We start from the raw sequence: 22,981 nt of genomic DNA, 5'->3' as shown, positions 1-22,981 counted from the left end.
GAGCGCGGCGGATGTGACCGGAACAGCTCATTCCTGTCGCACCTGCCGCGCCTTTTTTTCAACATACTGCCTTACATTGGACGCTTTGAACCAGCCGTCCGACCTCCGCCGACTCAGCCTATAGCTTCGCCTTTTTCAGCTTGTTTTTCTGACGCTTATTCCACGGTTTCCAGCGCCGGGTAATCCACGTAGCCGGTTTCGCCGCGTGCGTAGTACGTCGCCGGATTCGGCTTGTTCAGCGGCGCATTCGTGGCGAAGCGGCGCACCAGATCCGGATTCGCAATGAACAGCTGACCCCACGCCACCGCGTCTGCCTCGCCGGCGTCGAGCACCTGTTGCGCGGTTTCCTTGGTGAACTTTTCGTTCGCGATATAGGGGCCGCCGAATGCTTTCTTCAGTTGCGGGCCGAGACGGTCGTCGCCGAGCGCTTCACGTGCGGCAATGAACGCGATCTTGCGCTTGCCGAGTTCGCGGGCCACATAACCGAAGGTGCCGGCCGGATCCGAATCGCCCATGGTGTGCGCGTCGCGGCGCGGCGCGAGGTGCACGCCGACACGATTCGCACCCCACACGCCGATGCAGGCGTCGGTGACTTCGAGCAGCAGGCGGGCGCGGTTTTCGACCGGGCCGCCGTAAGCGTCGGTACGCTTGTTGGTGCTGTCCTGCAGGAACTGGTCAAGCAGATAGCCGTTCGCGCCGTGCACTTCGACGCCGTCGAAGCCGGCTGCCTTGGCGTTCTCCGCGCCTTTGCGGAATGCTTCGACCACGCCGGCGATTTCATCGAGTTCCAGTGCGCGCGGCGTCACATAGGCACGCTCCGGACGCACCAGGCTCACGTTGCCCTGGGCGGCGATCGCGCTCGGCGCGACCGGCAGTTCGCCGTTCAGGAACAGCGGGTCGGAAATGCGGCCCACGTGCCACAGTTGCAGAAAGATCTTGCCGCCGGCGGCATGCACGGCGCTCGTGACGAGCTTCCAGCCTTCAACCTGCTCCTGCGACCAGATGCCCGGCGTGTCGGCATAGCCCACGCCTTGCGGTGTGACGGAAGTCGCTTCGCTGATGATCAGGCCGGCCGTTGCGCGCTCGGCATAGTACTTCGCCATCAGCGCGTTCGGCACGCGGATTTCTTCGGCGCGTTGGCGCGTGAGCGGCGCCATGATGATGCGGTTCGACAGCGTGATATCGCCAATTTGCAGCGGATCGAAAAGAGTCGGCATATGAGTTCACCTTTGACGGCGGGCATGTGGCCCGAGCGTGACAAAAATACTGCGTGATGAAAGAAGTGCGGAAAGGAGTGCGGCGATGCGGATCCGGCGCCTAGAGCCTCGTGTTCATGTGCTCGAGGAACGCCTGGATGACCGGCTCGTTGCGTTTGAAAAACACCCATTGACCGACTCGCTTCGACGTGACGAGCCCCGCGCGTTGCAAAGCCGCGAGGTGCGCCGACACGGTGGACTGCGACAGGCCGCAGGCCGCGTCGATCTTGCCGGCGCATACGCCGTGATCGAGCGGCAGTTCCTGGTCGGCGAAATGCGCGTACGGCTCGCGCAGCCAGCCGAGAATCTCCCGGCGAACCGGGTTGGCAAGCGCTTTGTGAATCGCGTCGATATCGAGCGTCATTGGGGTGGGTTTCATGGTCTTCAACAACAGGCAGGCGCGGCGCCGGCTAGTGCGCAAACGCCTGCATCGTTACGTGACGAATTATATATCGTGTTTTTACGATATGCATGAAGACACTACAGGCTATGGGGTGATAGGTGCGCCCATACGTGCCGCACTCCAGCAGCGCTTCACGGCGTGACAGCGTTGGACCGTCGCGGCTATATGCGAGAACGCTATTTGATCAGGATGCCTGCGCTTTATCCGTGCGGGCCTCCCTACATAAACAAGTCACTGCGCGCGGCGTCCATGATCATCGCGACAGCCGGATGGCTGATTCGGCGCTCGATCGAAATTGCAAAGAATTCTTCGACGATCGAGTTGATCTGCCCGACCATCTTCAGATTGTGCTCCGCCTGTAGCTGACGCTCCAGCACGGTGGGTGCGAAAAGCAGGCCGCGGCCTTCACGACCGAACGCCATGGTCATCGCTCCGTCGTCGAACTCGCCGACGATGCGCGGCGAAATGGCATGCGAAGCGAGCCAGTGATCCAGCTTGCGGCGCACTGCGGATTCCGTGCCCGGCAGCAACACCGGCAACTGACTGAGCGACAGCGGAAAGCGCTTGCTGCCGCTTTGAATCAGCGCCTCTGCGCCAAAACAGCTGAGCGTCGAGCGGCCGAGCGGGTGATTGAACGCCTTGATGTTGACGTCGGCGGGAATGGGGGCGTCCGCGATGATCAGATCGAGACGGTGTACGGCCAGTTGGGCAAGCAGCGCGTGCAGTTTGCCTTCGTGACAGATCATACGCAGCGACGTGGAGGCGCTCAGCGCCGGTTCCAGCAGCCGGTAGGCGATCGCCTTGGGTACCGAATCCGCGATGCCGACGCGAAACCGTGTTTGCGCGCCGGATTCGCTCTCGCGCCGCACGGCGCTCTCGAGTTCCGAGCCCAACGAGAATATTTCGTCCGCGTAGTCGAGCGCAAGACGGCCCGCGTCGGTCAGTTCGATCGTTCGCCCGTTTTTCCTGAACAGCTTCTTATCCAGCGCTTCTTCGAGCAGCTTGATCTGCCCGCTGAGCGTTTGCGGCGAGATGTGCAACTGCTCCCCGGCGCGGACGATGCCACCCGCGTGCGCCGCGACCCAGAAGTAATGCAGATGCTTGAAGTTCACGCGTCCTCCGCCAAATTCATGACATTACGGTTTATTCGAAGTATTCGCATTAAAAATACGCATTTTTCGCTCAATCATGTTCAGTTACATTGAGGCCTCGTACTTAGGCGCCAGCGGGCGGCTAACGACAACTCACAGAGGTGACATATGGCATCGGTTGCGCAGCTCCTTCGCTCAAAAGCGTCACAGACAGTGTGGTCGACTCAGGCATCCGCTTCGGTTTACGACGCAATAGCGGTGATGGCTCACCGGAAGGTGGGCGCGCTGATCGTCGCACACCACGGTCGTATCGCCGGCATCGTGACAGAGCGTGACTACGCAAGAAAAATCGTTCTGATGGACCGCTCGTCGCGGCATACACCTGTGCGCGACATCATGTCGACGACTGTGCGCTACGTCAGTCCGGACCAGACAACCGAAGAATGCATGGCGCTCATGACGGCGGACCGGATCCGCTATCTGCCTGTCATTGCCGCAGCGCAGGTGATCGGCATGGTGTCGATCGGTGACCTCATCCAGAACCTGATTGTCGAGCAGGAACAGACCATCCAGCAGCTCGAGCACTATATCCACGGCAACAGCCTTCAGGCTGCCCAAAGTGGATTGCAGGCGCGACGGGCTGCGAGTTTGACCAGTCAATAATATTACTGTTCGTAATGTTTTTGCGCTGCCCGAGTGGCGCGCCATGCGGGCAGTTCCCTGACTTACCGAAAGAGGCTTCATATGTACACGCAGATCATCAATCGTCTTCGAAGTGCTGCCGGCGCGGTGACGCGCGGAACAGCGGCGCTCGGTCTGGCCGGACTTCTTGCTCTTGGAGCCGTGGCCTCGAACGACGCCGAGGCGAAGCGCGTCGGCGGCAGCCAAAGCATTGGGCGACAGTCGCAGGCGGCGTCGCCGTCCGGCCAGGGGCAACGCAGCCAGCAGGCGCAACCCGCGCAGCAGGCAGGGCAGACACCAGCGGCCACCGGTGCCGGCCGCTGGATGGGCCCGCTCGCTGGTCTCGCCGCCGGCCTGGGCATTGCGGCGTTGCTCTCATCGTTTGGTCTGGCTGAAGGGCTGGCGCAAATGCTCTCGAATGCTTTGTTGATCGGCCTGGTGGTGCTTGCCGGCGTGATGCTGTTCCGCTTTATCGCCAATCGGCGTCGACCGAATCTGGCTTATTCAGGGAACCGGCAGCAATCGAACAACTCACCGTTTCTGAATCAGGTTGGACAATCGCGGCCTGACACGAACTTGCGCGACTGGCAACGAGCCGCGATGGGATCGACTGGCGCGGCGGGTAGCGTGAACGCACGGGAGCCCGCGCTCGCGGACCAGGCTGCATTGCTGGTAACGGCGAAGGCTATGTTCATGCGTCTTCAGGGCGCGTGGGACCGCAATGAGCAAGGCGATCTGTTCGAACTGACCACGCCGGAGATGTTCATGCGGCTCAAACAGGACCTGGAGGCACGGGGTCACGAGCCGAGCCGTACGGACGTGACGCAACTCGAAGCCGAAGTGCTGGGCACGGAAGACACCGTTAATGAAACGCTCGTCAGCGTCCGCTTTTACGGTCAGATGCGGGAAGACGACGCACAGACCGCCCAGCCGTTCCAGGAGATCTGGAACATCGTCAGGAGCACACAGGGCGACCAGGCATGGCGACTGGCGGGCATCCAGCAGATGGACCGCTAAAGGAACACAGTTGGAACGCGGTTGAAACCGGCAGCGGCTTGCTGCCGGTTATTCCCTATCTACGCCTCATTCTTGTCAGCCGATACTCACGCGGCCGGACACTGTCAAAGAAGCCCACATCGAAGCCCTGGTTGCGTGATGTCTGGACAATGAATGTCTGGAGCGCTGCCGACAGGCGAACTGTGCGAGCCACAGACTCATTTTCGGAATGAAGCCAGGTGAACACGCAGGCGTTGACCTGCGTCAATTGGCTGGCGTCTGGGTGAAATAGCCTGAGGTCAGTTATCCGCTGCCGCGATGCGGCGCGCTCGGCGATCTGACTGTCGGATACCCGGAGGTGGATGATGATCGATGCTGCATTCGCTAGACCACGCCGGTAAAAACCCTGCACGACATTCGAGGTTGCCGGAAATTACCTCGTTTACGCCTAAAACCGGAGACACGAAAAATGGAAGAAGATCTTGTTCAAAGGATAGAGTCGAATCCCAAGTACCGACAACTGGTGGCAACGCGTTCATCGTACGGTTGGCTCCTGGCGGCCATGATGATGGTCGTCTACTACGGCTACATCCTGCTGGTTGCATTTGGCAAGAATCTGCTTTCCGCCAGGATTGGCTCGGGCGTGATGACCTGGGGCATCCCGATCGGGCTGTTCGTGATCGTTTTTACTGTGGCCATTACGGGCATCTACGTTCGGCGCGCCAACCGGGAATTCGATGACCTCACCGCTCAAATTCGCAGTGAGGTGCTGTGATGACTAAATTCCAACGTGGTTTGTGCGCATTGACGCTGTGTGCCGTGGCCGGCACGGTCTGGGCTGCAGGGGGTGACCTCGGCCAGTTGCAGAAGCAGCCGACCAACTGGACAGCGATATCGATGTTCGCTGTTTTTGTTGTGTTCACGCTGTTCATCACGAAGTGGGCCGCGAGCAAGACAAAATCGGCTGCAGAGTTCTACACGGCGGGTGGCGGAATTACGGGCTTCCAGAACGGGCTTGCCATCGCCGGTGACTATATGTCCGCTGCGTCGTTTCTCGGCATTTCGGCGGCGGTCTATTTGAATGGCTACGACGGACTGATCTATTCGATCGGCTTTCTGGTCGGATGGCCGGTCATTACCTTTCTGATGGCGGAGCGCCTGCGTAATCTTGGCCGCTTCACTTTCGCCGACGTTGCCGCATATCGTTTCCAACAGACGCCAATCCGCGTGTTCGCGGCATCCGGTACGCTGGTTGTGGTGGCGTTTTACCTGATCGCGCAGATGGTCGGCGCAGGCCAGTTGATCAAGCTGCTGTTCGGTCTGGAATACTGGGTCGCGGTCGTGATCGTCGGCAGTTTGATGATGGTCTATGTTCTGTTCGGTGGCATGACGGCGACCACATGGGTTCAGATCATCAAAGCGGGCTTGCTGCTGGCGGGCGCGAGCTTCATGGCGTTCATGGTGCTGGCGCAGTTTCACTTCAATCCGGAAGCGCTGTTCGCCAAGGCGGTGGAGGTTCATGCGAAGAAGGACGCAATCATGGGTCCGGGCGCCTTTATCAAGGATCCGATTTCAGCGATCTCCTTCGGCATGGCGCTGATGTTCGGCACAGCAGGCCTGCCGCATATTCTGATGCGCTTCTTCACCGTGCCGAGCGCCAAGGAGGCGCGCAAGTCCGTGTTCTGGGCAACCACATGGATCGCCTACTTCTACCTGCTGACATTCATCATCGGCTTCGGCGCCATCGTTCTCGTCAGCACCAATCCGGTGTACAAGGATGCGCTCGGCGGGCTGCTGGGCGGCAACAACATGGCAGCCATCCATCTTGCGAACGCAGTGGGCGGCAACGTGTTCCTCGGCTTCATCTCCGCCGTGGCCTTCGCAACGATCCTCGCCGTTGTCGCCGGACTGACGCTATCCGGCGCTTCGGCGGTATCGCACGATCTCTACGCGACGGTGTTCAAGAAGGGCAAGGCCGCCAGCGAAAAGGAACTCGCTGTTTCGCGGATCACGACGGTAGCGCTGGGCATCGTGGCGGTGATCCTTGGCATTGCGTTCGAGAAGCAGAACATCGCCTTCATGGTCTCGCTGGCCTTTGCGATCGCGGCATCGGCAACGTTTCCGGTGCTGTTCATGTCGGTGTTGTGGAAGGATTGCACGACACGCGGTGCTACCATCGGTGGCTTTCTCGGGCTGGTGACAGCGGTTGGGCTGACGCTCGTCTCCAAGTCGGTGTGGGTGGATGTGCTCGGTCACAAGGATGCGATTTTCCCCTACACGTCGCCCGCTCTGTTTTCCATGACCGCGGGTTTTGTGGGGATCTGGCTGTTCTCGATTCTGGACAGGAGCGAGCGCGCACGCATCGACCGTGCGGGGTATCCGGCCCAGAAAGTCCGTTCGGAAACCGGTATCGGTGCGTCGGGCGCATCCGGCCATTGACCTGGGCGGACGCGGCACGAGAAGCCTCGAAACCATCCGGAGCTTCTCGTAACGCAACCGGGCGTTCATGGCGCGCAGCCGTCGTGACGCTATTGTTCAGGTACCCGCAATATCGCCGCTGCTGAAAGATGGTTCGCAAATCCTTTTGCGGGAGATGCCCATGTCGCATCGCACCCTTGCCGGCCAGCGCCTGATCGCTTTGTTCGTGCTGGGCTGGCTGGTGTTCAACTATCCTTTGCTGGCGTTGTTCAACGACACGCGAACCTGGTTGGGCCTTCCGCTCCTGTACGGATATCTGTTCGCCGCGTGGGCGCTTTTCATCGTTTTGCTTGCCGTCATCGTCGAACAGGGGGCTTCGCGTAAAACATCCACGCGGGCCGTCGGATCCGAACCGGCATCGAAGGACTGAGATGCTGGACGGCTGGGTCATTGCACTGGCGTCGCTCGTCTATCTGGGTGTGCTGTTTGCAATCGCGTTTTATGGCGACCGGCGCGCGGATGCGGGCACGAGCATCATCAACAGCCCCTACGTCTACGCGCTGTCTCTCGCGGTCTACGCGAGTTCCTGGACGTACTATGGCAGCGTTGGTCGCGCGGCCAGAAGCGGCGTCGGCTTCATGCCGATTTATCTCGGCCCCACCCTGGTGGCGGCGCTGTGGTGGACCGTGTTGCGCAAGATGATCCGCATCAGCAAGAACAATCACATCACGTCGATTGCGGATTTCATGGCTTCGCGCTACGGCAAGAGCGCGCTGCTCGGCGGGCTCGTCACGCTGGTCGCGGTGGTCGGACTCGTGCCTTACATCGCGCTGCAACTGAAGGCCGTATCCGCCAGCGTCGCCGTCCTGACGCATGCCACCGGCATTGCCAGCGGGCGTGCCGAAGCAGGGCCCTGGTGGTCGGATCCAAGCCTATACATCGCGCTCCTTCTGGCGACGTTCACCATTGTGTTCGGAACGCGCCACCTCGATGCTTCCGAACGCCACGAAGGCATGGTCGCCGCGATCGCCTTCGAGTCTCTCGTGAAGCTCGTCGCGTTTCTAGCCGTAGGGGCGTTCGTCACGTTCGGAATCTACGATGGCTTTGGAGATCTGTTTGCGCGTGCGCAGGCGGTCCCCGCATTGAACGCCTTGCTGACGCTGCATGGCGGAGAGGCAGGCGCAGGCGGTGCGGCGTTTGGCAGTTGGGCGTCACTGATCGTGTTGTCGATGCTGTCGATCATGCTGCTGCCCCGCCAGTTCCAGATTGCCGTAGTGGAGAACATGGACGAAAACCACGTCGCGAAAGCCGTCTGGGTGCTGCCGCTGTATCTCCTCGCGATCAACGTCTTCGTGTTGCCGATTGCGTTCGGCGGAACGATGCATTTTCCCGGCGGTGCCGTGGACCCGGACATGTTCGTGCTGGCGCTGCCCATGCGTGCGCATCAACTGGCGCTCACGCTTTTCGTGTTCATCGGCGGGTTGTCGGCTGCGACCGGCATGGTGATCGTCGAAAGCATCGCGCTCAGCACGATGGTCTGCAATGACATTGTGATGCCTGTGCTGTTACGCCTGCAATCACTGCAATCCGAGCGGCGCGCGAACTTCCCCGGACTGCTGCTCACGATCAGGCGCGCCGCGATCGTGCTGCTGATGATGCTTGGCTATGCCTATTTCCGGCTTGCCGGCGAAGCGTACGCGCTGGTCTCGATCGGCTTGATTTCGTTTGCGGCGGTAGCGCAGTTCGCGCCTGCGATGCTCGGGGCGATCTACTGGAAAAACGGCACCCGGCCCGGCGCGCTGACCGGCTTGAGCGCGGGATTCCTGCTATGGGCCTACACGCTCTTGCTACCTTCGTTTGCCGAATCCGGCTGGTTGCCGCGTGGCTTTCTCGCGCACGGACCGCTCGGCATCGAGTGGCTCAGGCCGCGGCAACTGTTCGGTCTGCAGGGACTGGACGAAGTCTCGCATGCGCTTTTCTGGAGCATGCTGGCGAACGTCGCGGGCTTTGTCGGCGTGTCGCTCGCAAGCGGGCAGAGCGTGTTGGAAAAGACCCAGGCTGCCTTGTTCGTCGACGCCTATGCGCACACCGGCGACGTGCTCCGCCCGGACATCTGGCGCGGCAGCGCCTCGACCGAAGCGGTGCTTGAGCTGTTGCGGCGATTCCTCGGTTCAGCTGCTGCCGACGACGCATACGCGCGCTTCCACTACGAACGTGGTGGCACGAACTCGCCCACCGCGGACGCCGACCTCGTGCGCTTCGCGGAGAGGCAACTTGCCGGGGCGATCGGCGCGGCGTCGGCGCGGGCGATGATAGCGACGGTCGTCGACGAGGAGCCGCTCGGGTTGAACGAAGTGATGGCGATACTGGATGAAACCTCTCAGGTAGTCGCCTACAGCCACCAGCTCGAGCAGAAGTCGCGCGAGCTGGAGAGTGCATCGGCGGAACTCAAGGCAGCCAACGCGCGGCTCAGCGAGCTCGACCGTATGAAGGACGATTTCATTTCGACGGTCACCCACGAATTGCGCACACCGCTCACGTCGATCCGCGCGTTCTCGGAAATCCTGCGCGAGCATCCCGATCTGCCGGCCGCGAAGCGCGGCGAATACCTCGATATCGTGATCAAGGAGAGCGAGCGGCTCACCCGGCTCATCAACAATGTGCTCGACCTCGCCAAGATGGAATCGGGCAGCGCGCAATGGCATGCCGAGCCGCTCGACCTGAAGCAGGTCATCGAAGACGCGGTGAACGCTACCCGCCAGATGTTCGCCGAACAACGCATCGAGCTCGAACTGGACCTGCCGGCCGCGGTGCCGCAGGTATTGGGCGATCATGACCGTCTGATGCAGGTGATGCTCAATCTGCTGTCGAATGCGGCGAAGTTCTGCGACCGTGCCGGCGGGCGCGTCGCGGTGCGGCTCGTCCGGGTGGGTGCAGCGCTACGCGTCGAGGTGCGCGACAACGGTCCCGGCGTGCGTGCGCAGGATAGGGAACTCATCTTCGAGAAGTTCCGGCAGGGAGGCGACACGATCAGCGGCAAGCCGCAGGGCACCGGCCTCGGACTGCCGATCAGCCGGGAAATCGTCCGCCATTTCGGTGGTACGCTGAGGCTGGAAAGTGCGCCGGGAGAGCCGGGAGAAGGAGAGGGCGCCGTGTTCGTGTTCACGCTACCTCTCGCGAGCGCGAAGGAGACAACGTCATGACCTATAAAGTCCTCATCGTCGACGACGAACCGAACATCGTCATCTCGCTGGAATTCCTGATGACCGAGTGTGGCTACGATGTGGCGATTGCGCGGGACGGCGCGCAAGCCCTTGAGCAGATGGCCGCGTTCCAACCCGACCTCGTGCTGCTCGATGTCATGCTGCCGTTGCGCAACGGCTTCGAGGTCTGTCAGACGATTCGCGAAAACAGCGCATGGAATCGAACGAAGGTGGTGATGTTGTCGGCGAAGAGCCGCGACCTTGAGGTGAGCAAGGGCCTCGCGCTCGGTGCCGACGCGTACATCACCAAGCCGTTCTCCACGAGGGAACTGGTCGAGCAGGTGCGCTCGCTGCTCGCGCGACATGACCGAAGCGACGAATGATCGTCACGATGATCGCCAGACGTCGGTTTGGCATTGCACTGGCACTGCTGTTCGCAGTGCAGGTGCTTATTGGCGCCGCGATTCTTGCGTCTCTCGCGCTCGACGTCCCCAACGCGCAGCGCGCATGGTTGCGCGAGATGCTGCTGCAACGGGCCGCGGTCTGGATCGCCCTCTCAACGCTGCTGCTGTTCGCACTGGGCTTCGGCCTGAAAGCGCTGTTCGACGCCTATATCACACCGGTCGCGCGACTGGCTGAAGACGCCGTGCTGCTCGCGGCCAACCCTGGGCACCGCATCACGGTGCGGGGCGCGCGCGACGTGCGCGTTCTGGTCGAGAAGCTGAACGCGCTTGCCGCCGCACATCAAACGCTGCACAACGACGTACAGGAAAAAATCGAACTCGCGAACCGTGCGCTCGCCGAAGAAAAGAACCGGCTCGCTGCGCTCATGGCGGAACTCGCGCTGAGCGTACTGGTGTGCAATATCGACGGGCGTATCCTGCTTTTCAACACTCGCGCGAGGCAGTTGCTGCGAACCGGCCATCAGGGCGTCTCGGCCATCGGGCTTGGGCGCTCGGTTTTCGGCGTGATCGAGAGCGGTCTCGTCCTGCACGCGCTGGAACAAATCCAGCACCAGTTGCAGGACCCACGCGACGACATGGCGCCACCCGTATGCGCCTTCGTTGCCACGCTCGCGGACGGGCAAATCGTGCGCGCGCACATGGCGCCCGTGTTCGATAGCGCCCGCGCACTCAATGGCTTCGTGCTCACGCTGGAAGACATTACGCGCCACGTCGAGGCGGATAACCGGCGCGACGCACTGGTGCAGTCGCTGACGCAAGACACGCGGGCAACGCTCGCGAATATCCGCGCGGCGGTCGAGACCATCCAGACCTTTCCGGACATGAGCGGCGCGAAGCGGACTCAGTTTACCGCCATCATCGGCGACGAATCGATGCGCCTCGCCGCTCAGATCGAGCGCGCGGTGCAACAGGGCAGCAACGCTACGGACAGCCGTCGGGAACTCGAAGACATGCGTGGCACCGACCTGATCGCTTTACTGCTGCGGCGCATCGGGAGCGCATCACTGCGCGTCACGGCCGGCGACACCATTGACGCCACCTTGTGGCTCAGGGTCGACAGTTACGCATTGACGCAGGCGCTCGCCTATCTATCGCGGCGGCTCGCGGCTGACGCGGGCGTGACCGAACTGCGCTTCGATTTGCAGCGCGCCGATCGGCTGGCGCATCTGGATCTCGTCTGGAGCGGCGCGCCGTTGGCCGCGGACACGTTAAGGGCGTGGGAGCACGCACCGCTTCCGGTCAGTGCTGGGGGCCTGGCGCTTACGCTGAATTCGGTGATCGCGCGCCACGGCGGCGAATCGGTATATCGTTGCGAGCCGGCCGAGGGCAGGGCGCGCTACCGCGTGATGCTGCACGCCGCCGAGCCCCGGAGTGCGCTCGATATTGCACCGCCGCCGACAGGCCGGCCCGAATTCTACGATTTCGATCTTTTTCATCAGCCGGGACAGAGCGCCGAGATCGATCAGTGCCTGCTCTCGCAACTCAGCTATACGGTGTTCGACACCGAGACCACCGGGCTCGATCCCGCCGCGGGCGACGAAATCATCTCTATCGGCGCCTTGCGAATCGTCAATGGACGATTGCTCCAGCAGGAAACGTTCGACCGGCTGATCGAGCCGAGAGGCTCGCTGAGCGCCGAATCGACCAGTATTCACGGCCTGACTCACGCAATGCTCAATGGACAGCCGCGGGTCGAAGCAGTGCTGCCGCAGTTCCACGATTTTGCGGCGGACACCGTGCTCGTCGCGCACAACGCCGCGTTCGACATGCGATTTCTGCAAATGCTCGAAGCTACGACCGGCGTGGCGTTCAGGCAGCCGGTCCTCGATACGCTGCTCCTGTCGCAGGTGATCCACCCTCATCAGCCTGGGCACTCGCTCGAGGCGATCGCCGCGCGCCTCGGCGTGCCGGTGATCGGCCGGCACACCGCGCTCGGCGACGCCATCGTCACCGGCGAGGTGTTCCTGCGGATGATCCCCTTGCTGGCGGAGAAAGGCATAGTCACGCTAAAAGATGCCCGCGATGCCGCGCAGCAGACCCTTTACGCGCGAATCCGCTACTGAGGAGTGCACACCCGATGGATGATTCCGCCACCTCCGGGCCCGATGCTGTTTTCGACCCGCAAACCGTCGCGGGTCGCGCGCTCGCGCACGACCTGCGACACGCTCATCGCAGCATAGCCGACGCGAACGATGCCGCGTCTTTGCAACTGGCCGCTGCGACGGTGCGCAGGCTCGTGCATTGCGCGGTGGGCGAGGCGGCTCCGGCACCGCTCACCGGACTTTTCTCCACGCTGAACGACCAGATCACGCGCCGCGCAATCGAGTTGACCTGCGCCGGGACACGCATGCAGGAAGCGCGCTGGTGCTGGATCGCGCTGGGCAGCGAAGGGCGTCAGGAACAGACGCTGTCGAGCGACCAGGACAACGGCATCATTTTCGCTGGCAGCGGTGGCGCCACGGCCCTGCGCAAACAACTGTTGCCGCTTGCGCTGCGCATCAATGAAGCGCTCGATGCCTGCGGCTTTCCCTTGTGCACCGGGCAGATCATGGCGAGCAATCCGCAGTGGTGTCTCGACCTGCACGAATGGCGGGAGCGCTTCGCGACATGGATCAGCGAGGGCGACCCGCAGGCGCTCCTCAACGCGAGCATTTTCTTCGACCTGCGCCCCCTCTATGGCGCCTTCGATCTGGCCGAGGCGCTCGCCGACTGGCTCGAAGAGATCGCGCCAGACAATCCGCGCTTTCTTTACCAGATGACGGAGAACGCATTGCGGCGCAAGGCGCCGCTCGGCGTGGTGCGTGATTTCGTGGTCGAGAAGGGGGGCGAATTCGCCGGCACGCTCGATCTTAAACTGCACGCCGCGACGCTGTTCGTCGACGCGGCCCGGATCTACGGCCTCGCCCTTGGCGCTCGCACGAGCAATACGGCGGATCGCTTTCGACGGGCTGGAGAGGCGCAACGCCTGGATCAGCGCGATGTGGATTCGTGGATACAGGCGTTTTATTTCATCCAGAAGCTTCGGCTGGAAAATCAGCAGCGCTGTTATGAGCGTGGCTTGCCTATGCACAATCACGTCAATCCAGACGAACTGGGCCCGCTGACACGGCACGCTCTGCTCGACACGCTTCGCCAGGCGCGTGCCCTACAAAAGCGCCTCGCGTTGGACTACCTCGACACGGGTCGAGGGCTTTGAGCAAACCCAGCGAATTGACGCGCAGATAGAACGCAATCCGGCGCGTCCCGAGCACATCATCACCGAGTCGGGCGTGGAATACCGGCTGGTCGGCGTGCGTTGACTTTCACGGGATTTTTATGCGGTCTGCTGCAATCGTTTCGCGCTCTTTACGAGGTCCTCCGTATAGTGAGTGACTGGTTTTTCGACGTGGAAAAACCGCGAAATTGGCAGGGGTTCATATGGCATTCAAACAAACCAAGGGCGGCGTGACTGTCGAGGCTTGCGTGTTTCCCGCTCCGGGTCACATGTTCAAAGGCGCCTTGCGCGTAACGACCATCCGGCACGACAAACAAATACAGCAGATCACCGGGCGCGGCTGCGGACGGCCGATGCCCAGTTCCGCGCAAGCGCTGGAATTGGCCGAACTCGAAGCGCGCCGCGTGCTCGGCGTCTGACAAGCCATGACACCGTCAAGACAGGCCATGATGTTCAGGGGGCTGTGCAAGCTCATCGCCATCGTTTTCGTCACCAACCAGGTTCTCACGACGCTTTTCACGTACGCCACCCAGCAACTCGACGCCGCGCTGCCGTCCGACTCCATGTGGATTTTCAGCTGTCTGACCTGCGGGCTGGTGACGCTGTGGCTACAGTCCGACGCGCGACGTGCTTTCGGTTTCGCGCGGGAAAAGGGTTTCGTGAAGAAGGGCGCCGACGGCAAGCAGGATCTGCAGATCGCCGCGGACTGCCCGAAACGCTGGCTCGTGATCCTGCATGTCGAACTCAATCCGGCGGCGATCCAGGCATAACGGCGGACTGGCCGTATCTCGGCGGGCCGCGTAAAAAGGCTGATACTTTTTACGCGGCGTTAATGCGGCGTTGGCTAAGCTCGAGTTACACACTGATCGACCCCCAGGATTTCTCGATGATACGAATGCTGATTCCCGTCCTCGACCATAGCGGCGCCGTCGAGGCTGCGCGCTACGCCGCGTTCATGTTCCTCGAGCGTGGCGTCACGGAGGTCGAGCTGCTGGAAGTCCTCGAACCGGTCGGGGAGGGGCGGGCGGCAGCCTTCCACTCGCGTAGCTCCCTGTTGCGTCACGAGAAGCAGGTCATGCTGAAAGCGTTGATCGACGCCCGCACGATTCTCGAAGAAGCCGGTGTGCCCTACCGCTGGAAACGCGTCTTCGGCCACCGCACGAAAGCGGTTGCGGATTACGCGGCCACGACCCGGCCCGACGTGATGGTGATCGACGCGAGCCATATGGGCTTCTTTCGCAGGCTGGCCGTGCTCGCGTCGCTGTCGAGGCGCACGGTCACGCCGGTCACGATGGTTCATTGAATGGCAACAAAACCGGCCTAGTGCGACACCTGCTGTTGTCCCGGTTTCCGAGGGTCGGCAAGCTCACTGTCGGACCATCCGCCGCCCAGATCGCCGATCAACGACGCCGCGTCGAGCAGCCGTGTTTGCTGCACGTTCAATGCGGTCTGCTGAAGGTTCAACTGCGTGGCCTGCGCGGTCGCGACGGTTGTAAAGTCCACCGTGCCCGCCTGGTATTCATTGCGCGCGATCTCGGTGCCGCGCGTCGCGTCGCGTACCGCGCGCTCCAGCACCTCGGCTTGCTGCGCGAGGATACGCAAGCCGGCGAGGTCGTTCTCCACGCCCTGGAACGCCGTCAACACCGTGCCGCGATAATTGGCCAGCGCCGCGTCGTAAGACGCTTTGGCCGCGTCGACCTGCGCGCTGCGTTGCCCACCGTCGAACAGCGTCTCGCTCGCCTGGCCGCCCAACGACCAGACATAGTTGGCGATATGCAGCAGGCCGTTCAACGGCGACTGCGTGAAACCATCCAGCGCGGATAGCGAAATCGTCGGGTAATAGGCGGCGACGGCCACCCCGATCGCGGCGTTCTGTGCCGCCATTTGCCGCTCGGCGGCGGCAATGTCGGGCCGGCGCTCCAGGAGCGTGGATGGCACGCTGACCGGAATGGACGGCAGCGTCGGCAGCGTGGTGTTCGTGGGCACGTCCAGTTCTTCCGGATTCCTGCCGACCAGCACGGCGATCGCATGAACGTATTGAGCGCGCGCGACACCCAGCGCAATCAGACTCGATTGGGCCGACTCCAGTTGCGTTTGCGCGCTCACCAGATCGGAGGGCGGCACGGTGCCGGCCCTGTCCTGCTCCGCGACCACGCGCAACGATTGCTCGAACGCCTCGACGGTGTGCTTGAGCAAGTCGATATTGACATCCGTCACGCGCAGATCGATCACCGCGTTGGCGAGCGCGATCTGTTCGGAAAGTGTCGCGTTGGCGAGCGTTGCCTGGCTTGCCTGCGCGGTCGCGGCGCTTTCCTCGATATTGCGGCGCACGAGGCCCCATAGGTCGGGCGCCCAACTCGCGTTGGCTTCGAGCGAGCCGGCGTTGTTGATGCGCTGGAAGCTGCTCGCGCCCGCTCGGCCCAGCAGACTGCTGCTCAGATTGCCCGTCGAAGAACGTTCGCGGGTCGCGGATCCGGTAATGCCGATGGTGGGGAACAGGGCGCTGCGCGCGAGCCGCACTTCGGCCAGCGCCTGCTGGTAGTTCGCATAGCTCTGGCGCACGGTCTGGTTCGACACCGACACGAGCGGTTCGAGTTCGTTGATGAGCGGGTCGTTGAAGGCGGTCCACCAGTCTCCCTTCGGGCGTTCGGCGGCAGGCTGCGCCTCGGTCCAGCCGGGCAGTTCTTTCCACGCGGCGGGCGTCGCGACGGGCGGCCGATGGTAATCCGGGCCGACCATGCAGCCGCCCGTCAACACGGTCGATAACGCCAGTAATGCGCCGGCGAGTCTGGTGGGGGAGATCGTCTTCATCATGCGCTCGTATCTGGTGCTTCTCCGCGGCGATTCCATGGCAGGCGCGCCGACCATTTCGCGAGTCGCGCGCGTAGCCGGTCGAGGTACAGGTAGATCACCGGCGTCGTGTACAACGTGAACACCTGGCTCACGAGCAGGCCGCCCATGACCGTCACCCCGAGCGGCTGGCGCAACGACGCACCTTGGCCGATGCCGATCGCAAGCGGCACCGCGCCCAGCACGGCGGCCGCGGTCGTCATCATGATCGGGCGCAGCCGCACTACGGCGGCCTGGTGAATCGCATCGCGCGCATTCATGCCTTCATGGCGTTGCAGCTGGATCGCGACGTCGACCATCATGATGCCGTTTTTCTTGACGATGCCGATCAGAAGGATGATGCCGATCATCGCGATCACCGAAAACGGCGTGCCGAAAATCAGCAGCGCGAGTGTCGCACCGATGCCGGCCGACGGCAGCGTCGACAGGATCGTGAGCGGGTGAACCGTATTCTCGTACAGTACTCCGAGCACGAGGTAGACCACCACCAGTGCGGCGAGAATCAGCAGCGGGACGGCGCCCATGGACTGCGCGTAGGCCTGCGCGGCGCCCGCGAACGCGCCGTGCACCGACGCGGGCATGCCGATGTCGCGCTCGGCCTGCGCAATGAGCTGGCCGGCTTCGCTCAAGGATCCGCCAGCCGGCAGATTGAACGAGATGGTGCCGGCCACGAGGCCGCTCTGGTGATTCACCTGGGTGGCGGTGTGGCTGTTCGAGAAGGTCATCATGGCGGCGAGCGGGACCATGGTTTCGGCCGCGGTGCTGTCGGCGCTGCCGCTGGAATTGCCGCCCTTGCTGTTAGAGATGCTGTTGGTCTGCTGGTTCGCTTCGGCGTCGGCGTTCTGCGAGTTGGTATTGGCACTGGCGCTTGACGCGCTGCTGACGGCCGTCGACTGCTGCATGGCTTTGACGGTGGCGCGGGACATCTGCGTTTGCTGCGTGCCGTTCGCGTTGCCGGCGGCCGTGCTGAGGAAGATCTGGTTGAGCGCCTGCGGATACTGCCAGTAGGCCGGCGCGACCTCCATCACCACGAAGTACTGGTTCAGCGCGTTGTAGATGGTGGACACGGTGCGCTGGCCGAAGGCGTCGTACAACACGTTGTCGATCTGATTCGGCTGGAAGCCGTAACGCGCGGCGCTCGCGCGGCTGAAGTTCACGTAGGTCTGCAAGCCGTTCTGCTGGAGGTCCGAGTTCACGTCTTCCAGTTTCCCGCGATATTTGCCGAGTTCGGTGACGAGTTTAGGCACCCACGTGAAGAGCGCGTTCGCATCGTCGCTGGTCAGGGTGTACTGATATTCGGCCGCGGCCTGGCGCCCGCCGATCTGCAGATCCTGCTGCGCCTGCAGGAAAAGCCGCGCGCCCGACACGGCATTGAGCCTGGGGCGCAGCCGGTTGACCACTTCCGTCGCCGACAGATGGCGTTGCGCGAGCGGCTTGAGTTCGATGAAGACGTTGGCCGTGTTCAGCGCGCGCCCGCCGGTGAAGCCCGCCACCGATGCCACCGCAGGGTCCTGCTTCACGATCGCCTGCAATTGCGCGAGCTTCTTTTCCATGGCGTTGAACGACACGCTCTGATCGGCAATGATCTGGCCGATCAGGATGCCGGTGTCCTGTTCCGGAAAGAACGTCCCGGATAGCAGCCGGACCAGGAACACGTTGAGCACGAGCAGGCCGATCAACAGCAGGACGACCGCGAGCGCATGATCGAGCGCCGCCGCGAGCGAGCGGGCGTAGGCGTTCTTGAAGCGCTCGAACTGCGCCTCGGCCCAGCGCGCCCAGCGCGCCTCTACATGCATCGTGCGGTCGCGGCTGAGCAGGTAGGCGCACATGACCGGCGTGATGGTCAGCGAAATCAGCAGCGAGAGCAGGATCGCAATCGAGAGCGTGACGGCGAACTCATGAAACAGCAGCCCGACAATGCCGGGCATCAACAGGATCGGCAGAAACACCGCGATCAGCGAGAGGCTCATCGAGATCACCGTGAAGCCGACCTCGGCGCTGCCGCGCAGCGCGGCTTCCTTTGGATCGAGCCCGGCTTCGAGGTGACGCACGATGTTCTCCAGCACCACCACGGCGTCGTCGACCACGAAGCCGGTGCCGATCGTCAACGCCATTAGCGAGAGGTTGTCGATGCTATAGCCGAGCAGATACATCGGTCCGAACGAGCCGACGATCGACAGCGGCAGCGCGACCGCCGGAATCAGCGTGGCGCGCGGCGACAGCAGGAACACGAAGACCACGCCCACTACCAGCAGCACGGCGATGAACAGCGTGCGCTCGGTGTCGGCCACCGAGGCCCGCACCGACTCCGAGCGGTCGATGGCGACGTTCACGTGGATCGCGCTCGGCAACGCGGCTTCGATGATCGGCAGGCGCGACTGGATCTGCTGGACCGTCTGCACCACGTTGCTGCCCGGCGTCGGATAGACGATCACGAGCACGGCCGACTTGCCGTTGTAGAGCCCGGCGTTGCGGATGTTCTCATTCGAATCGCGCACCTGAGCGACGTCGCGCAGCAGGACGGGCGCGCCGTCGCGATACGCGATCACCACGTCGCGATAGGGCGCGGCCTTGCTGATCTGGTCGTTCGACGTGACCACATAGCGCTGCTCGCCCTGGTCGATATGGCCTTTCGCGCTATTCGCGTTGGCCGCGCCGATCGCGGCGCGCACGTCTTCCAGGCCGATGCCGTAGCTGTTCAGCTTGCCGGGTTCCAGTTCGACGCGCACCGAGGGCAATGCGCCGCCACCGAGCGTGATCTGCCCGACGCCATCCACCTGCGATAGCTGCTGCTGGATCACCGAATCGGCGGAGTCATAGAGCTGGGCTTTGGTGAGCGTGTCCGAAGTCAGTGCGAGCACCATGATCGGTGCGCCGGCCGGATTGTACTGGCGGTACGTGGGATTGCTGCGCAGCGTGGTGGGCAGGTCGGCGCGCGCGGCCTGAATGGCGGCCTGCACGTCGCGCGCCGCGCCGTTGATATCGCGGTTCAGACCGAACACGACGATGATCATCGACGAGCCCACGTAACTGATCGAGGTGAGCTGGTTCACGTCGGCGATGGTGGCAAGGCGCCGCTCCAGCGGCTCGGCGACCGTGGCGGCCATGATCTCGGGACTCGCGCCCGCCATGTTCGCCTGCAGTGCGATCACCGGGAACGCAATGTTCGGCAGCGGCGCGACCGGCAGGCGGAAATAGGCGAGCGCGCCGGATATCAGGATCGCGACCGCCAGCAGCGCGGTCGCCACCGGGCGCCGGATGAAGAGCGCCGAGAGGTTCACTGCGTATTCTCCGGCGGCGCGGCCGCGCCTTCGCTGGCCGCGCGGCGCCGGCTGTTCACGCGCTGCGCGAGGCGGTCGAAGAACAGATAGATCACCGGCGTCGTGAACAGCGTCAGCACCTGGCTGAGCATGAGCCCACCGATGATCGCGAGGCCGAGCGGCCGGCGCAGTTCGGAGCCGGTGCCGGTGCCGAGCAGCATGGGCAGCGCGCCGAGCATGGCCGCGAGCGTGGTCATCAGGATCGGCCGGAAGCGCAGCAGCGACGCTTCGAAAATCGCTTCATGCGCCGGCTTGCCATGCACGCGCTCCGCTTCGAGCGCGAAGTCCACCATCATGATCGCGTTCTTCTTGACGATGCCGATCAGCAGCACGATCCCGATGATGCCGATCACGTCGAGATCGTTGCCCGCGATCATCAACGCGAGCAGGGCGCCGATGCCGGCCGACGGCAGCGTCGAGAGAATCGTCACCGGGTGGATATAGCTTTCGTACAGCACGCCGAGCACGATATACACGGCGACGAGCGCGGCGATCAGCAGATACACCTCGCTCGTGAGGGAATCTTCGAATGCCTGCGCCGCGCCCTGAAAAGACGACGTGATCGACGGCGGCAGGTTCACCGCGCGCTCGGCGTCGCGGATCTGCGCGACCGCGGCGCTCAGCGACGCGTCCTGCGCGAGGTTGAACGAGATCGTCACCGCCGGGAACTGGGCGAGATGGCTGATCATCAGCGGCGATTGCGTGATGCTGATCTTCGCGATGCCCGACAGCGGCACCTGGCCGCTGCTGCTCGTCTGGCTCGGCAGATACAGGTTGCCGATCGACTGCACGGTGGGCAGCGTTTCGGGCTTCGCCACGAGAATCACGCGATATTGGTTGGACTGCTGAAAGATGGTCGAGACGATGCGCTGGCCGAGCGCGTCGTACAGTGCGTTGTCGATCGTGGCCGCGGTGATGCCATAGCGCGCGGCGAGTTGCCGGTTCACTTCGACGTTCACGCTCAGACCGTTGGTGTTCAGGTCGCTCGTGACGTCCGTGATCGCGGGAATCTGCTTCATGCGCGCGATCAGCGCGGGCACGTACTGATTGAAGGCCTGCTGGTTCGGCCCGCGCAGCACGAAGTTGTACTGGTTGCGCGAGATCGAGGTGTCGAGCGTCAGGTCCTGTTCCGGTTGCAGATACAGCCGAATGCCGGGCACCTCGGCGACTTCCTGCTGGATCCGGCGGCCGATTTCCGCGGCGCTCGCGGAGCGGTCGTCGCGCGGGCGCAGATTGATCAGGAAGCGGCCGTTGTTGAGCGTCGGATTGGTCCCGTCGATGCCGACATAGGAGGTGAGCGACACCACGTCGGGGTCCTTCAGGATCGCATCGGCGAGAGCGCTCTGACGCCGGACCATCGACGTGTACGACACCGAGTTGTCGGCCACGCTGATGCCCTGGATCACGCCCACGTCCTGCACCGGGAACAGGCCCTTCGGAATCACGATGTACAGGATCGCAGTGAGCGCGACGGTGACGAGTGCGACCACCAGCGTGAGCGTCTGGTGATCGAGCACCCAGCGCAGGCCGCGTTCGTACGCCGCGAGCGTCTTGTCGAATAGGCCTTCGCTGAACCGCTCGAAGCGGCTTGGGTGGCGCTGCGCCTGCGCGCGCAGGAGGCGCGCGCATAGCATCGGCACGACGGTCAGCGAGACCACCGCCGAAATCACGATCGTCACCGCCAGTGTGATCGCGAATTCGCTGAACAGCCGGCCGATCACGCCGCCCATGAACAGCAGCGGGATCAGCACCGCGATCAGCGAGACCGTCAGCGAGAGAATCGTGAAGCCGATCTGTCCGGCGCCTTCGAGCGCGGCTTCGAGCGGCGTCTTGCCTTCCTCCAGATAGCGCACGATGTTCTCGATCATCACGATCGAATCGTCGACGACGAAACCGGTCGCGATGATCAGCGCCATCAGCGAGAGGTTGTCGATCGAATAGTTGAGCTGGTACATCACGGCGAGCGTGCCGATCAGCGACACCGGCACGGAGATGCTCGGAATGATCGTGGCGGGCACGTTGCGCAGGAACACGAAAATCACCAGCACGACCAGCACCACGGCGAGCACCAGTTCGAACGCGGCGTCCGAGACCGACGAGCGGATCACGCCCGTGGTGTTCGCCACCACCGTGACTTGCAGGCCGGCGGGCAGCGTCGATTCGAGCGCCGGCAACTGCTTCATGATCTGGTTCACCGTAGCGATCACGTTCGCGCCCGGCTGGCGCTGCACGTTCAGCACGATGGCCGGCGTGCGGTTGTACCACGCTCCACGCTCGACGTCCTGCGCGGCCTGGCTCACGCGCGCAACATCGCGCAGATACACCGGCGCGCCGTTCTGATAGGCGATCACGGTGGCCAGGTAGTCTTGCGGGTCGACGATCTGATCGTTCGCGTTGATCGTGTAGTCGAGTTCCGGTCCGTCGAAATTCCCTTTTGGCTGGCTCACATTGACGTTGGCGAGCAAGGTGCGCAGATCGTCGAGATTCAGGCCGTAGGCGGCGAGCTTCTGCGGGTCCGCTTCGACGCGCACGGCCGGCACGTTGCCGCCGGCGGTCGTGACGAGACCGACGCCGGAGACTTCGGAGATCTTCGTGGCAAGACGATTGTTGGCGGTGTCCTGCAACTGCGTCAGCGACATGGACTTCGACGTGACCGCGAGCGTGAGGATCGGCTGATCGGCCGGGTTGACCTTCGCGTAGGTGGGCGGCGCGGGCAGCCCGGTCGGCAAAAAACTGTTGGCGGCGTTGATGGCCTGCTGCACGTTCTGTTCGGCAATGTCGAGACTCAGCGAGAGATCGAATTGCAGCGTGATTACCGACGCGCCTTCCGAACTGTACGAGACCATCTGCTGCAAGCCCGGAATCTCGCCGAGCTGCACTTCGAGCGGCGCCGTGACAGTGGTCGCCATCACGTTCGGGCTGGCGCCCGGGTAGAAGGTCTGGACCTGGATGGTCGGATAGTCGACGTCGGGCAGCGAGGAAACCGGCAGGAAGCGCACCGCGACCAGGCCGACGAGCACGAGCGCGACCATCAGCAGCGACGTCGCCACGGGCCGGAGGATGAACAGGCGGGAGAAGTTCATCG

At 63.0% G+C, this 22,981-nt stretch carries 18 protein-coding genes; 12 read left to right on the top strand and 6 right to left on the bottom strand.

All coding sequences use genetic code 11. From position 1 onward, the window contains the following. Positions 1–155: 155 nt before the first annotated feature. From BLW71_RS23735 to nhaR, 3 genes are all read right to left on the bottom strand, one after another. Complete coding sequence (locus BLW71_RS23735) at positions 156–1,217, bottom strand: alkene reductase (protein ID WP_091802386.1); 1,062 nt, start codon at positions 1,215–1,217, stop codon at positions 156–158. Positions 1,218–1,317: 100 nt separating this feature from the next. Beyond that, positions 1,318–1,620, bottom strand: a complete 303-nt coding sequence (locus BLW71_RS23730) for an ArsR/SmtB family transcription factor (protein ID WP_091802383.1) — start codon at positions 1,618–1,620, stop codon at positions 1,318–1,320. A gap of 257 nt (positions 1,621–1,877) precedes the next feature. Continuing rightward, positions 1,878–2,771 carry a transcriptional activator NhaR gene (gene nhaR, locus BLW71_RS23725; RefSeq protein ID WP_091802380.1) on the bottom strand — a complete coding sequence of 298 codons (894 nt, stop codon included), beginning with the start codon at positions 2,769–2,771 and terminating at the stop codon, positions 1,878–1,880. Between the two features lie 147 nt (positions 2,772–2,918). Between nhaR and BLW71_RS23720 the strand changes: the two genes are divergently transcribed. From BLW71_RS23720 to BLW71_RS23660, 12 genes are all read left to right on the top strand, one after another. Continuing rightward, entirely contained in the window at positions 2,919–3,413 is a 495-nt protein-coding gene (locus tag BLW71_RS23720; protein WP_091802377.1) for a CBS domain-containing protein, read from the top strand. A gap of 81 nt (positions 3,414–3,494) precedes the next feature. Further along, positions 3,495–4,448 (top strand): Tim44 domain-containing protein, encoded by a 954-nt coding sequence (locus tag BLW71_RS23715; RefSeq protein ID WP_091802374.1) that lies wholly within the window; start codon positions 3,495–3,497, stop codon positions 4,446–4,448. Positions 4,449–4,896: 448 nt separating this feature from the next. Beyond that, positions 4,897–5,202 carry a DUF485 domain-containing protein gene (locus tag BLW71_RS23705; protein ID WP_091802368.1) on the top strand — a complete coding sequence of 102 codons (306 nt, stop codon included), beginning with the start codon at positions 4,897–4,899 and terminating at the stop codon, positions 5,200–5,202. Further along, positions 5,202–6,866, top strand: coding sequence for a cation acetate symporter (locus tag BLW71_RS23700; RefSeq protein ID WP_177205110.1), 1,665 nt, complete (start codon positions 5,202–5,204; stop codon positions 6,864–6,866). Before BLW71_RS23705 ends, BLW71_RS23700 begins: the two co-directional genes overlap by 1 nt. Before the next feature lie 67 nt (positions 6,867–6,933). Then, positions 6,934–7,275 (top strand): hypothetical protein, encoded by a 342-nt coding sequence (locus BLW71_RS23695; protein WP_286162080.1) that lies wholly within the window; start codon positions 6,934–6,936, stop codon positions 7,273–7,275. A 1-nt stretch (position 7,276) separates the two neighbouring features. Then, positions 7,277–10,048 carry a sensor histidine kinase gene (locus BLW71_RS23690; RefSeq protein ID WP_091802365.1) on the top strand — a complete coding sequence of 924 codons (2,772 nt, stop codon included), beginning with the start codon at positions 7,277–7,279 and terminating at the stop codon, positions 10,046–10,048. Then, positions 10,045–10,431, top strand: a complete 387-nt coding sequence (locus tag BLW71_RS23685; protein WP_091802362.1) for a response regulator transcription factor — start codon at positions 10,045–10,047, stop codon at positions 10,429–10,431. Before BLW71_RS23690 ends, BLW71_RS23685 begins: the two co-directional genes overlap by 4 nt. A gap of 8 nt (positions 10,432–10,439) precedes the next feature. After that, positions 10,440–12,575, top strand: a complete 2,136-nt coding sequence (locus BLW71_RS23680; protein ID WP_286162079.1) for a 3'-5' exonuclease — start codon at positions 10,440–10,442, stop codon at positions 12,573–12,575. A 14-nt stretch (positions 12,576–12,589) separates the two neighbouring features. Continuing rightward, positions 12,590–13,708, top strand: a complete 1,119-nt coding sequence (locus tag BLW71_RS23675) for a DUF294 nucleotidyltransferase-like domain-containing protein (protein ID WP_091802356.1) — start codon at positions 12,590–12,592, stop codon at positions 13,706–13,708. Positions 13,709–13,929: 221 nt separating this feature from the next. Continuing rightward, a complete protein-coding gene (locus tag BLW71_RS23670) occupies positions 13,930–14,145 on the top strand; it encodes a hypothetical protein (protein WP_091802353.1) in 216 nt (71 codons plus the stop codon). A gap of 6 nt (positions 14,146–14,151) precedes the next feature. Beyond that, on the top strand, positions 14,152–14,496 hold the full coding sequence (locus tag BLW71_RS23665; RefSeq protein ID WP_091802350.1) for a hypothetical protein: 345 nt from the start codon (positions 14,152–14,154) through the stop codon (positions 14,494–14,496). A gap of 125 nt (positions 14,497–14,621) precedes the next feature. After that, a complete protein-coding gene (locus tag BLW71_RS23660; RefSeq protein WP_408181913.1) occupies positions 14,622–15,029 on the top strand; it encodes a universal stress protein in 408 nt (135 codons plus the stop codon). A 17-nt stretch (positions 15,030–15,046) separates the two neighbouring features. Here the strand turns inward: BLW71_RS23660 and BLW71_RS23655 are convergent, their stop codons facing one another. Genes BLW71_RS23655 through BLW71_RS23645 form a run of 3 tightly spaced genes read right to left on the bottom strand, consistent with a single transcriptional unit; the run spans position 15,047 to position 22,979 of the window. Further along, positions 15,047–16,540 (bottom strand): efflux transporter outer membrane subunit, encoded by a 1,494-nt coding sequence (locus tag BLW71_RS23655; protein WP_091802345.1) that lies wholly within the window; start codon positions 16,538–16,540, stop codon positions 15,047–15,049. Continuing rightward, on the bottom strand, positions 16,537–19,857 hold the full coding sequence (locus BLW71_RS23650; protein WP_091802342.1) for an efflux RND transporter permease subunit: 3,321 nt from the start codon (positions 19,855–19,857) through the stop codon (positions 16,537–16,539). The genes BLW71_RS23655 and BLW71_RS23650 overlap by 4 nt, the downstream gene beginning before the upstream one ends. Further along, entirely contained in the window at positions 19,854–22,979 is a 3,126-nt protein-coding gene (locus BLW71_RS23645) for an efflux RND transporter permease subunit (RefSeq protein ID WP_091802339.1), read from the bottom strand. The genes BLW71_RS23650 and BLW71_RS23645 overlap by 4 nt, the downstream gene beginning before the upstream one ends. Between the last annotated feature and the right edge of the window lie 2 nt (positions 22,980–22,981).

The organism is Burkholderia sp. WP9 (assembly GCF_900104795.1).
Lineage (GTDB): Bacteria > Pseudomonadota > Gammaproteobacteria > Burkholderiales > Burkholderiaceae > Paraburkholderia.
The sequence above is the reverse complement of the archived record's forward strand: the minus strand, read 5'-3'. Positions and strand labels throughout refer to the sequence as shown.